Here is a 12337-nt window from a genome sequence, read left to right as displayed (position 1 = left end):
GCCGCCGCGCACACCGCCACGAGGCCGATGTCTGAGAGCCCCGGAAGCGCTCGCCTAGGCCGCAGGAGCGCGGCTCATAGGCACTCGATCGCGAGGAATGCGAGGGCGATTCCATTCGTCGTCTGATCGACACCCGCACCGCTGACGTTGACTATGGAACCGGGGTGGTCCCTGTGTTCTCCCGTGCGCCGCAGGCCGCGCCAGCACTCATCTTTTCGTCGCCCGATCAATCCGCGCAACGAATCGCTGCACTGCCTGGGCCGCCGCGTCGACCGTCCTGGCGAGTTCAAGGTGGTCAAGCCCCTCCAGCGCACCTGCATAGATCAGCGGCCAGTGCGGCAGCGTGGCGACTCTCGGTGGCCAAGGATGCTGGGCGCGCGCTTCGAATATCGCGATGCACGCGCTGCGCGTCGGCATGAGGTCGGCATCGAGCAACAGTCCTTCAAGAAGCTGCAAGTCCACCAGGTCGTGAGCGCGGTCGTTGACCTTCGGTTCTTCGAGCACGGCAGTTACTGCGTGCAGCTTCTGCGCGATTTGCCAGGGAATGGTCATGCAGGGTACGGCGACTGCTGCGGGTACGCCCACGAGGCCGAGCGCGTCTGAGGTGAGGGTGTCGAATTGGTCGGCATTGCCGGCTTCGACGGAGGAGACCTCGATCGGAACAGTTGCGAAAGCCCGGCCTCGGTAGCTCAGCTTGGCGGTGAATCGGCGCGGCTTGACCGGCATACCAGGAACATCGATTTCTTCGGGGGCGGTGAAGATTGCAGTGAATCCTTCCCACCCCGTCTCGCCCGCGTCAGCGAGCTGTTCATGGATTAATTCGATATCGCGACGTGCGACCGTGTCGAAGTCTTTGGAGGTCCGCGAATCGGGAATTCCCCGGCGCAGTTCCAGCGACGATCCGCCTTTGACCAACAGCAGCGGAGCGCCGGTGTCGTCGGTGAGCGTGGCCGCGAACTGTGCGACAACAATCATCGCGACATGCCGCTGCAGTCGACCGAACACGACACCTTGCCGTTCCGCTACTTGGGTGAGCCGATCTCGTAGTGAGCGCAGGTTCGTTGGCGGCGACGAATAGGGCTTGGTCACGCCGATGCTCGCTTCGGCCGAGCGCGTAATCCGGCAGTGGTCTCATCGAGCGCAGCGCGTAGCTCAGCTGCTGACCCACGACGAAGCGTGCCCTCGGCTTCGGCTCGCTCGATCGCGGCCCGAAGCTGATAAGGATCCGTGCCCGTCTTCACGCAGTCTTTGATGGTGCGCGCAACCGTCGTGACGGGTATTCCGTCGACCGAAGTGACGTGGGCTGCCTGGAGGTCGCGGCGGTGAACTCGGTACAGCTCGCCCCCGGCCGCACGCGGATGGTTGTTGCGCGGGACGGTGAGATGGATGCGCGACGGGTTCACGTCAGCGAGGGCATGAAGCGCCAAGGCCGACTCATGCGAGATAACGCCACGCCCCAAAGTCCACGACACTGCGGCTGCGAGATCGTCGTGCTCACCACGCGGCAGCACGGGCACCCGGTACACACCTCGGCCGACACGCTCAAGACGTCCGCGCCCCGCTAGGAGGCGGAGCTGCACAGGGTCGACGCCGATGTCTCGCGCATCGCGAGTCGTGACGTAGCCATGTTGCTCGGCGGCAACCTCGACGAGGCGATCCCAGATAGCCATGTGCGCAATCGTATCAATTAGATACGGTTTTGCACACAATTAGGTGATGGAGGCCAAGGCCTCGGGCGAATGTCGGCCCGGGGACTCGTCCAGGCTAGGCGCGCCTAGTTCGCGTGAAGCGAACACCGACTCTGCATGTCGAGGCATCGACGCTGCCCTTGTCGCAGATACCGTAGATGGACCATGGCAGAGGTGACGGCGGATGGCGCGGAAAGCACCTGACCGCGACAGCTCACGGCGGCCGACCTGAAGCCCGGGACTCCTGCGTGGCGTGTGAACGTGGCGATGTGCGCCCATCAATTCTTCGGGCTGGTCCACAACCCGGTGGTTGCGGCGGCGATCGGCAAACCCGAACCACCACCGGTTGACTCGGATATCGGTCTGCCGACGACGGTGCCCTTCGAACCGTGGTCGGTCGCAGATTTCTCCCGATACCTGAGCACCCTCGGCCTGCCCGCCGCGGGCGACGCGGTGACCCTCCACCGCATCCTCAGCTCGATGGAACGCGCGGGACTTCTGCTGCCGCTCGGTTGGGACCCGCGATTGCCAGTCATGGGGCAGAAGTACATCTCGCAGGGGGCGATATCGAAGGGACAGCGTGGCGGCAACCTCTGGTTGTCCGAGGTGTTCGGTGCCGAGCTCATCATCCCGAGCTACAACGCGGTGACCGTTCAACTCGCCGGTCACGACGACGCTGGCAATCCGGTGGATAGTTGGGGAACCGGCCTCGTCGTCGACCACAATCACGTCATCACCAACAAACATGTCGTGACCGGGCTCGCGGGCACGAGCGCAGGTCTGTCCGTCTATCCGTCAAGCAACCACGCCGAAGCCGAGTTGGTGAACTTCTCGGGCACCGCTCACCCGCACCCCACGCTCGACGTCGCAGTAATCAAATTCGAGATGCCCGAAGGCAAGTACATCCCGCGGCTTGGCGGCATGGCGTTCCGTGATCCCGACTGGGCGGATGAGGTCTACGTGTTCGGTTACCCGCGGGTGCCGATGACTGCGGAGATGGCGATCACGGTGCAGCGTGGCGAGGTGGTCAACCCGGCCGCGACGACTATCCCCGGCCGGCAGAAGATTTTCCTCTACTCGGCAATCGCGCGGCCGGGCAACAGCGGCGGTCCGATCGTTGCGCAAGACGGCCGTGTGATCGGCCTCGTGGTCGAGGACTCTGCGGAAGCACCGTCGACGGGCACCGGACCGAACGCGGCACCCTTCTATCGCGGCATCCCGTCGAGCGAAGTGATCCGAGCACTCGACGAACTCGACTTCGGCGGCATCGTGGAGATGGACACCCTCCCATAGGCACAACCCGGGACGTATCAACACGCACCAAACCCTTCAATCCGGTGGTAGTGGGTCAGTTTGATTTTCGCCGAACTCGACGCGGCGTAGGCTCGCTGTGTCTAGGCAGGGCATGGTGTGGCTAGGCAAGGCTAGGAATGGCTTGGCGTGGCAAGGCAAGGTTTGAGCCAGCGGGCCGCAGCCATAGGAGATGCGCCGAACAGGCCAAAGTACTACCGCTGCAGCCCGCGCCTAGGGCGTGTCTCCCAAATTTTTAGGTACTGGCCAGCGAGGATTGGCCGGTGACGCGAGTGGGTGTGATTTCGGACGAGTTCTGGGCCGTGGTCGAGCCGTTGATGCCGTCGCATGAGGGCAAGCCCGGCAGACGGTTTAGCGATCACCGGCTTATCCTGGAAGGGATCGCGTGGCGGTTCCGTACGGGAAGTCCGTGGCGGGACCTGCCCGCTGAGTTCGGGCCGTGGCAAACGGTGTGGAAGCGCCATCACCGTTGGTCGCTGGATGGTACCTGCGACGAGGTGTTCGCCCACGTTGCCGCGGTGTTCGGGGTGGACGCTGAGGTGGCCGAGGATATCGAGAAGCTGCTGTCGGTGGATTCCACGAACGTGCGGGCACACCAGCATTCGGCGGGCGCCTGCTCGGACACGCTCGCCACAGGGGGCACTGTCGGATTACAAGAAATCCGCCGATGAACCCGACGATCATGCGATCGGCCGCTCGCGCGGCGGGCTGACCACCAAGATCCATGCCCTGACCGATCAGCGCGAAGCCCCGGTGCGGATCCGGTTGACCGCAGGCCAGGCCGGCGACAACCCGCAACTGCTGCCCCTGCTCGACGACTATCGCCATGCCAGCACCGAATACGCCCTGGGCAGCACGGATTTCCGCTTACTCGCCGACAAGGCCTACTCACACCCAAGTACCCGTGCCGCATTACGGTCTAAGAAGATCAAGCACACCATCCCCGAACGCCAAGATCAGATCGACCGGCGCAAGGCCAAGGGGTCTGCCGGCGGGCGGCCACCAGCATTCGACGCCGCGCTCTACGGGCTACGCAACACCGTCGAACGCGGCTTCCATCGACTCAAGCAGTGGCGCGGCATCGCAACCCGCTACGACAAATACGCCCTGACCTACCTCGGCGGCGTCCTGCTGGCCTGCGCCGTCATCCACGCCCGAGTGGGAACTCCGAAATTGGGAGACACGCCCTAGTCGGGATACCTGCGGCACCGGTCCAGCTGGCTGTCCGTGACGGCGTGCGCGGTGCGCTGGTCAAGGACGTGCGGTTGCCGCAAGCATTGATGCCCGAGGTTGTGCTCAACTGCGACCGGGACGATCCCGGGCAACGTGGGCACAACGTCGAGGCGATCCAGCAGGCGCTTGCTCGGTTCGCAGCACCTGCCGACCAAGCGCTCCTACCCACGTTCCGCGCTTTCGACCTACCTCGCGTTCGACGCATTGATCGCCCACGGTGATCGTCACGACCGCAACTGGGCGGTCCATGTGCCGCCGCTGGAGACAAAGTATGTGGAGGCGCTGTGCCCATCGTTCGACCACGCGGCCAGCCTCGGGTTCACGCTGACCGACCAGACCCCCGCTCAGCATTTGCACGACGGGTGAGCTTCCCCTCTTGTTGTGGAGACATCGCGTAGCCGCGCCAACTCGCTGGCGAGCTTTTCTGCCACGTCTTCGCCGAGTAAACGATCGCGCTCCGGTCGCGCCGGCTTGAAGAGCCACGTCCGCTTCTGCGAAGAATGTTTGAGCCAATCGTGCGGGTGTTGCCCCTGGGTCTCCAGGCCGGCAACAGACCAGTCGTCAACGCAAACGACCGGCCAGGAATCGGGCACGAACTCATTGTGCCGGGAGCCGCGCAGACGGCGTATCGATCAGCGCGCCAACGCCCCCATCTGGATGCCGACAGTGCTGGACAGTGGCTTCGACCCGGCATATTGGCAGTTAGAAGCGACTCTTTCGAAGATTACCGGCACTAGCAAACGCCAGCACCCGTGAGCGCGGATTGTCCGCTGCCTCTGCCAATCGGGCTGTGGAGGCTTGACGGCGAATGTAGCGCTTGGACCCGATCCAGTGCACCAACCCTACCGCGACACGCCAGGTGCGAAAGAGCCGTCATTCGCCTAGAATCCGCGCGCCGCGCGTCTCATTTGTGTGCCGAAGTGTGCTAGCCCGGGCACCAGATCACACCGCCATGTCAGCCGCCAAGACCTTGTTAAGGATGCTGACGTAAACGTTAAAAAACCGTAAACGTCGGGCGTCCCATGCCTTTCGGTCGCGACTGTGGAGGCTTGGCCGGTTAGCGTTACGCCAATCCACAGGCAGCCGTACGCAAACACACAGGGTCGGCCCGGGGTGCTAGCGGCCGGCAGGTTTCACACACAAGGAGCAATGGATGTCATTCCTCAAGACAGTGCCTGAAGAGTTGACGGCTGCGGCCGCGCAACTCGGGACCATCGGTGCTGCGATGGCAGCCCAAAACGCTGCCGCCGCGGCGCCCACCACAGCCATCGCTCCGGCGGCCCTCGATGAGGTTTCGGCGCTGCAGGCGGCGCTCTTCACTGCGTACGGCACCTTCTACCAGCAGGTCAGCGCCGAAGCTCAGGCTATGCATGACATGTTTGTCAACACTCTGGGAATCAGCGCCGGTACCTACGGCGTCACCGAGTCGCTCAACTCATCGGCTGCCGCCTCGCCACTCTCGGGGATCACAGGGGAAGCGTCGGCCATCATCCAAGCGACGACGGGGTTGTTCCCGCCCGAACTCTCGGGTGGCATTGGCAACATCCTCAACATCGGGGCCGGGAACTGGGCCTCCGCCACGTCTACGCTGATCGGCCTTGCCGGCGGCGGCCTCCTGCCTGCAGAGGAGGCGGCCGAGGCCGCCTCGGCTCTCGGTGGGGAAGCCGCCTTGGGCGAATTGGGTGCATTGGGCGCGGCCGAAGCCGCCCTCGGCGAGGCCGGAATTGCGGCCGGCCTGGGCAGCGCATCCGCGATCGGCATGTTGTCGGTGCCGCCCGCCTGGGCCGGACAGGCGACCCTGGTATCCACCACCAGCACACTGCCGGGCGCGGGCTGGACCGCCGCCGCGCCGCAGGCCGCCGCGGGGACGTTCATCCCCGGGATGCCAGGGGTGGCCTCGGCCGCACGCAACAGCGCCGGCTTCGGTGCACCGCGCTACGGCGTCAAACCCATCGTCATGCCCAAGCCAGCAACCGTCTAGGCGGCAGACGTACGGGCGGCCACGCTCAACCAACAACGAAATTCAGCCAAATAACTCCACGGAAACGGAATACCCCATGGATTTCGGAGCTTTACCCCCTGAGATCAACTCCGCACGCATGTACGCCGGCGCGGGTGCAGGACCGATGATGGCCGCCGGGGCCGCATGGAACGGCCTGGCCGCCGAGTTGGGTACGACGGCCGCGTCGTATGAGTCGGTGATCACCCGGCTGACCACCGAGTCGTGGATGGGTCCGGCCTCGATGGCGATGGTCGCCGCAGCCCAGCCCTATCTGGCTTGGTTGACCTACACCGCCGAAGCCGCTGCGCATGCCGGCTCGCAGGCCATGGCGTCGGCGGCCGCCTACGAGGCGGCCTATGCGATGACAGTGCCGCCGGAGGTGGTCGCGGCCAACCGGGCGCTGCTGGCGGCCCTGGTCGCGACGAACGTCCTGGGGATCAACACACCGGCAATCATGGCGACCGAAGCCCTCTATGCCGAGATGTGGGCTCAGGACGCTCTGGCTATGTACGGCTACGCGGCCGCTTCGGGAGCCGCCGGGATGCTGCAACCGTTAAGCCCGCCGTCGCAGACCACCAACCCGGGCGGGCTGGCCGCCCAGTCCGCCGCGGTCGGCTCGGCTGCCGCCACCGCCGCCGTCAACCAGGTGAGCGTAGCGGACCTGATCAGTAGCCTGCCCAACGCGGTGAGTGGGCTCGCCTCCCCAGTCACATCGGTTCTCGACTCGACGGGGCTGAGCGGAATCATTGCCGACATCGACGCCCTGCTCGCGACCCCGTTCGTGGCAAACATCATCAACAGCGCAGTCAACACCGCCGCTTGGTATGTCAACGCCGCCATCCCCACCGCGATATTCCTAGCAAATGCCCTGAACAGTGGGGCGCCGGTAGCGATCGCCGAAGGCGCCATCGAGGCTGCCGAGGGTGCCGCCAGTGCGGCCGCCGCGGGGTTGGCGGACTCGGTGACGCCAGCGGGGCTCGGCGCAAGTTTAGGCGAGGCCACCCTGGTCGGCCGGCTGTCAGTGCCGGCGGCCTGGTCTACGGCCGCACCGGCGACAACCGCCGGCGCCACAGCGCTCGAAGGCAGCGGCTGGACCGTCGCCGCCGAAGAAGCCGGCCCAGTTACCGGGATGATGCCGGGAATGGCCTCGGCCGCCAAGGGCACCGGTGCCTATGCCGGGCCGCGGTACGGATTCAAGCCCACTGTCATGCCCAAACAGGTCGTCGTGTGATGCGGACAAAGGGGGACATCTCACTCGTTTGAGGCCAGCAATTAACCGTTGAGTCATAACCTGTCCGCCACGCGGCCACCACCGCGCCGATCACAGCCGCTAGAACTTCAACAACGTGACGACTTCGAGACAAGGAGACAGCAGCATGGCCTCGCGTTTTATGACGGATCCGCACGCGATGCGGGACATGGCGGGCCGTTTTGAGGTGCACGCCCAGACGGTGGAGGACGAGGCTCGCCGGATGTGGGCGTCCGCGCAAAACATCTCGGGCGCGGGCTGGAGTGGCATGGCCGAGGCGACCTCGCTAGACACCATGACCCAGATGAATCAGGCGTTTCGCAACATCGTGAACATGCTGCACGGGGTGCGTGACGGGCTGGTTCGCGACGCCAACAACTACGAACAGCAAGAGCAGGCCTCCCAGCAGATCCTCAGCAGCTGACCCGGCCCGACGACTCAGGAGGACACATGACCATCAACTATCAATTCGGGGACGTCGACGCTCACGGCGCCATGATCCGCGCTCAGGCCGGGTCGCTGGAGGCCGAGCATCAGGCCATCATTTCTGATGTGTTGACCGCGAGTGACTTTTGGGGCGGCGCCGGTTCGGCGGCCTGCCAGGGGTTCATTACCCAGCTGGGCCGTAACTTCCAGGTGATCTACGAGCAGGCCAACGCCCACGGGCAGAAGGTGCAGGCTGCCGGCAACAACATGGCACAAACCGACAGCGCCGTCGGCTCCAGCTGGGCCTAAAGCTGGCTTAAGGCCCGCGCCGTCAATTACAACGTGGCCGCACACCGGTTGGTGTGTGGCCACGTTGTTATCTGAACGACTAACTACTTCGACCTGCTAAAGTCGGCGCGTTGATCCCCGGTCGGATGGTGCTGAACTGGGAAGATGGCCTCAATGCCCTTGTTGCGGAAGGGATTGAGGCCATCGTGTTTCGTACTTTAGGCGATCAGTGCTGGTTGTGGGAGTCGCTGCTGCCCGACGAGGTGCGCCGACTGCCCGAGGAACTGGCCCGGGTGGACGCATTGTTGGACGATCCGGCGTTCTTCGCCCCGTTCGTGCCGTTCTTCGACCCGCGCAGGGGCCGGCCGTCGACGCCGATGGAGGTCTATCTGCAGTTGATGTTTGTGAAGTTCCGCTACCGGCTGGGCTATGAGTCGCTGTGCCGGGAGGTGGCTGATTCGATCACCTGACGGCGGTTTTGCCGCATTGCGCTGGACGGGTCGGTGCCGCATCCGACCACATTGATGAAGCTCACCACGCGTTGCGGATCGGCGGCGATCGACGGGCTCAACGAGGCATTGTTGGCCAAGGCGGCCGAGGCCAAGCTGCTGGGCACCAATCGGATCCGGGCCGATACCACGGTGGCGCGGGCGAACGTGTCTTATCCGACCGACTTGGGTCTGTTGGCCAAGGCAATGCGCCGGATCGCCGCAACCGGCAAACGGATTCAGGCCGCTGGCGGCGCGGTGCGCACCCGGGTTGGCGACCGCTCCCGCGCGGCCGGTCGGCGCGCGCACGCGGTCGCAGCGAAACTGCGCTCGCGTGCGGAGCTGGGGCGTGACGAAGCGCGGGCCGCGGTACTGAGGTTCACCGGCGAGCTGGCCGAGCTGGCCCAAGCCGCTGCTCAGGAGGCCCAGCAGCTGCTGGACAACGCCAAGCAGGCGGTGCTCCGGGCCAAGGCCAAGGCCGCCGCGCTGGCCGCCCGCGGTGAGCGTGATGCGGTCGCGGGTCGCCGCTGTGGTGGGCTGGTGCGCGCGGTCAACGACCTAACCGAGCTGCTCAACGCGACGCGTCAGATTGTGGCGCAGACCCGCCAGCGGGTCGCGGGCATCACTTCGGACGGGGCGAGTCGACGGGTCAGCCTGCACGACGGTGATGCCCGCCCCGATCACCAAGGGTCGGCTCGGTAAGCCGGTCGAGTTTGAGCACAAGGCCCAGGTCGTCGACAACGATGACGGGATTGTGCTGGATCACACTGTGCAGCAGGGCAACCCACCCGATGCGCCGCAGCTGGCGCCAGCGGTGGCGTGGGTGAAAAAGCGCGCCGGACGCACGCCGCGCACCGTCACCGCCGACCGCGGCTATGGCGAAGCCGCCGTCGACCAGCAGCTCACCGAGGTGGGCGTCAAGAATGTGCTGATCCCGCGCAAAGGCAAACCTTCGCAGGATCGACGCGCCGAAGAACACCGAAAAGCGTTCCGCCGCACCATCAAATGGCGGACCGGATGCGAAGGCCGGATCAGCCACCTCAAACGCGGCTACGGCTGGGACCGCGGCCGGATCGGCGGTCTCGAAGGCACCCGGACCTGGGTCGGACACGGCGTGTTCGCCCACAACCTGGTCACGATCAGCGCCCTCCCCGCATAACCGGTCCACCGGGGGCTCCGTATACCCGGAAACCGAGATCCGCTTTCTCACCGCCGAAGCCCGACATCCCGCCCGGTCACCTTTTCAGGCCGAAGTAACTACATAAGCGACATTTGAAAAATTTATGAATCCCGTGACAACTGCATGTGCGCTTGCACAGGACTTGAGAGGATACGGGAGCATGACGACGATGTCGGGGTACACGCGCAGTCAACGTCCGCGGCAAGCCATCCTGGGGCAGCTGCCACGGATTCATCGCGCGGATGGATCACCGATCCGGGTGTTGTTGGTCGATGACGAACCAGCGCTGACCAATCTGGTCAAGATGGCGCTGCACTACGAAGGCTGGGATGTCGAAGTCGCCCACGACGGGCAAGAGGCCATAGCCAAGTTCGACAAGGTCGGCCCCGATGTGCTGGTCCTCGACATCATGCTTCCCGATGTGGACGGGTTGGAAATCCTGCGACGGGTCCGAGAATCCGACGTCTACACACCCACGCTGTTCCTCACCGCGCGCGATTCCGTGATGGACCGGGTCACCGGTCTGACCTCGGGCGCCGACGACTACATGACAAAGCCGTTCAGCCTCGAGGAGCTGGTCGCCCGGTTGCGCGGGTTGCTGCGCCGCTCCAGCCATCTGGAAAGGCCCGCCGATGAGGCACTCCGGGTCGGAGACCTTACGCTCGACGGGGCCAGCCGGGAGGTAACCCGCGACGGTACGCCGATCTCGCTCTCCTCGACCGAGTTCGAACTGCTTCGATTCCTGATGCGCAATCCCCGACGAGCACTGAGCCGTACCGAGATCCTGGATCGGGTTTGGAACTACGACTTCGCAGGCCGCACCAGCATTGTCGACCTGTATATCTCCTATCTGAGGAAGAAGATCGACTCCGACCGGGAGCCAATGATCCATACGGTCCGCGGCATTGGATACATGCTGCGTCCGCCGGAATGAGCCTGGCATGATCCCGGACCGAAACACTCGGTCCAGAAAAGCCCCCTGCTGGCGACCCCGCTCGTTACGCCAGCAATTGCTGCTCGGCGTGTTGGCGGTCGTTACCGTTGTGCTGGTGGCCGTCGGTGTCGTCTCCGTGCTGAGCCTAAGCGGCTATGTCACCGCGATGAACGACGCCGAGCTAGTCGAATCCCTGCACGCGTTGAACCACTCTTACACCAGATACCGCGACAGTGCGCAAACATCCACGCCCACCGGCAACCTCCCGATGTCACAAGCGGTGCTGGAGTTCACCGGCCAGACGCCCGGAAACCTCATTGCCGTGCTGCACGACGGCGTGGTGATCGGATCGGCCGTTTTCTCCGAAGACGGAGCACGACCCGCTCCGCCCGACGTCATCCGCGCGATCGAAGCGCAAGTGTGGGACGGCGGCCCGCCGCGTGTCGAAAGCCTGGGCAGCCTGGGCGCCTACCAGGTTGACAGCAGCGCCGCTGGCGCCGATCGACTGTTCGTCGGCGTATCGCTAAGCCTGGCCAACCAGATCATCGCCCGCAAGAAAGTCACCACCGTCGCGCTTGTTGGGGCCGCACTGGTGGTTACCGCAGCACTGACGGTGTGGGTGGTGGGATATGCGCTACGCCCGCTGCGCCGGGTCGCCGCGACCGCCGCCGAGGTCGCCACCATGCCACTTACCGATGACGACCACCAGATCAGCGTGCGAGTCCGTCCGGGGGATACCGACCCGGATAACGAGGTCGGAATCGTCGGGCACACGCTGAATCGCTTGTTGGACAACGTCGATGGTGCGCTGGCGCATCGCGTCGATTCCGATCTGCGGATGCGGCAGTTCATCACCGACGCCAGCCACGAGCTGCGTACTCCCCTGGCGGCGATCCAGGGCTATGCCGAACTGACACGTCAGGATAGCTCGGACCTACCGCCCACCACCGAATACGCGCTGGCCCGCATCGAATCCGAGGCGCGGCGGATGACGCTGCTGGTCGACGAGCTGCTGCTGCTCTCCCGTCTCAGCGAGGGCGAAGATCTAGAAACCGAGGACCTCGACCTGACCGACCTGGTCATCAACGCGGTGAATGACGCGGCGGTTGCGGCGCCCACCCACCGTTGGGTGAAGAATCTGCCCGACGAGCCGGTCTGGGTCAACGGGGATCATGCCCGCTTGCATCAACTCGTCAGCAATCTACTCACCAATGCCTGGGTGCATACCCAGCCCGGCGTCACAGTGACCATCGGGATCACCTGCCACCGCACTGGTCCCAACGCGCCGTGTGTTGAATTGTCGGTGACCGACGACGGCCCCGACATCGACCCGGAGATCCTGCCCCACCTCTTCGACCGGTTCGTGCGGGCCAGCAAGTCTCGGTCCAATGGGTCCGGCCACGGCTTGGGCCTGGCCATCGTCAGCTCGATCGTCAAGGCGCATCGCGGCTCGGTCACGGCCGAGTCGGGCAACGGCCAGACGGTGTTTCGGGTGCGGCTCCCGATGATCGAGCAGCAGATCGCCACTACCGCCTGAG

11 protein-coding genes and 4 other annotated features are annotated in these 12337 nt (G+C 64.9%); of the genes, 9 read left to right on the top strand and 2 right to left on the bottom strand.

The features are described 5' to 3' along the window. Nucleotides 1–207: 207 nt before the first annotated feature. Together Rv1045 and Rv1044 are read right to left on the bottom strand one after the other, a co-directional pair. On the bottom strand, nucleotides 208–1089 hold the full coding sequence (locus tag Rv1045; protein ID NP_215561.1) for a hypothetical protein: 882 nt from the start codon (nucleotides 1087–1089) through the stop codon (nucleotides 208–210). Beyond that, the gene (locus Rv1044) at nucleotides 1086–1709 is read right to left on the bottom strand and encodes a hypothetical protein (RefSeq protein ID NP_215560.1); all 624 of its coding nucleotides are present in this window, start codon (nucleotides 1707–1709) and stop codon (nucleotides 1086–1088) included. Before Rv1044 ends, Rv1045 begins: the two co-directional genes overlap by 4 nt. Before the next feature lie 246 nt (nucleotides 1710–1955). Here Rv1044 and Rv1043c point away from each other — a divergent pair, with 246 nt between their 5' ends. The 9 genes from Rv1043c (at nucleotide 1956) to trcS (ending at nucleotide 12336) form a co-directional block, all read left to right on the top strand. Continuing rightward, nucleotides 1956–2981, top strand: a complete 1026-nt coding sequence (locus Rv1043c) for a hypothetical protein (protein NP_215559.1) — start codon at nucleotides 1956–1958, stop codon at nucleotides 2979–2981. A 231-nt stretch (nucleotides 2982–3212) separates the two neighbouring features. Then, nucleotides 3213–3230, top strand: a repeat region (18 bp inverted repeat at the right end of a IS-LIKE element, CTAGGGCGTGTCTCCCAA. This region is a possible MT-complex-specific genomic island (See Becq et al.,2007).). Beyond that, nucleotides 3213–4190: a mobile genetic element (IS-LIKE-1, len: 978 nt. Insertion sequence, ISLIKE,region. This region is a possible MT-complex-specific genomic island (See Becq et al., 2007).), on the top strand. (Overlaps the previous feature by 18 nt.) After that, entirely contained in the window at nucleotides 3263–3670 is a 408-nt protein-coding gene (locus Rv1042c; RefSeq protein NP_215558.1) for an IS2-like transposase, read from the top strand. Its footprint overlaps the feature before it by 408 nt. Continuing rightward, nucleotides 3327–4190, top strand: a complete 864-nt coding sequence (locus tag Rv1041c) for an IS2-like transposase (protein NP_215557.1) — start codon at nucleotides 3327–3329, stop codon at nucleotides 4188–4190. The genes Rv1042c and Rv1041c overlap by 344 nt, the downstream gene beginning before the upstream one ends. Next, nucleotides 4173–4190: a repeat region (18 bp inverted repeat at the left end of IS-LIKE element, CTAGGGCGTGTCTCCCAA. This region is a possible MT-complex-specific genomic island (See Becq et al.,2007).), on the bottom strand. It overlaps the preceding gene by 18 nt. A gap of 1195 nt (nucleotides 4191–5385) precedes the next feature. Beyond that, complete coding sequence (gene PE8 / locus Rv1040c; protein ID YP_177779.1) at nucleotides 5386–6213, top strand: PE family protein PE8; 828 nt, start codon at nucleotides 5386–5388, stop codon at nucleotides 6211–6213. Nucleotides 6214–6289: 76 nt separating this feature from the next. Continuing rightward, the gene (gene PPE15, locus Rv1039c; protein YP_177778.1) at nucleotides 6290–7465 is read left to right on the top strand and encodes a PPE family protein PPE15; all 1176 of its coding nucleotides are present in this window, start codon (nucleotides 6290–6292) and stop codon (nucleotides 7463–7465) included. A gap of 145 nt (nucleotides 7466–7610) precedes the next feature. Then, nucleotides 7611–7907 carry an ESAT-6 like protein EsxJ gene (esxJ, locus tag Rv1038c; RefSeq protein ID NP_215554.1) on the top strand — a complete coding sequence of 99 codons (297 nt, stop codon included), beginning with the start codon at nucleotides 7611–7613 and terminating at the stop codon, nucleotides 7905–7907. A gap of 26 nt (nucleotides 7908–7933) precedes the next feature. Continuing rightward, nucleotides 7934–8218: an ESAT-6 like protein EsxI gene (gene esxI, locus Rv1037c; protein ID NP_215553.1), complete on the top strand. Its 285-nt coding sequence runs from the start codon at nucleotides 7934–7936 to the stop codon at nucleotides 8216–8218. Between the two features lie 110 nt (nucleotides 8219–8328). Next, nucleotides 8329–9841, top strand: a mobile genetic element (IS1560-1, len: 1513 nt. Insertion sequence IS1560.). A 184-nt stretch (nucleotides 9842–10025) separates the two neighbouring features. Then, nucleotides 10026–10799 (top strand): two component transcriptional regulator TrcR, encoded by a 774-nt coding sequence (trcR, locus tag Rv1033c; protein ID NP_215549.1) that lies wholly within the window; start codon nucleotides 10026–10028, stop codon nucleotides 10797–10799. A 7-nt stretch (nucleotides 10800–10806) separates the two neighbouring features. After that, nucleotides 10807–12336, top strand: coding sequence for a two component sensor histidine kinase TrcS (trcS, locus tag Rv1032c; protein ID NP_215548.1), 1530 nt, complete (start codon nucleotides 10807–10809; stop codon nucleotides 12334–12336). Nucleotide 12337: the final 1 nt, after the last annotated feature.

It is taken from the genome of Mycobacterium tuberculosis H37Rv, from assembly GCF_000195955.2.
In the GTDB taxonomy this organism is placed as follows: Bacteria; Actinomycetota; Actinomycetes; order Mycobacteriales; family Mycobacteriaceae; genus Mycobacterium; species Mycobacterium tuberculosis.
This window is presented reverse-complemented; position numbering and strand designations above follow the sequence as displayed.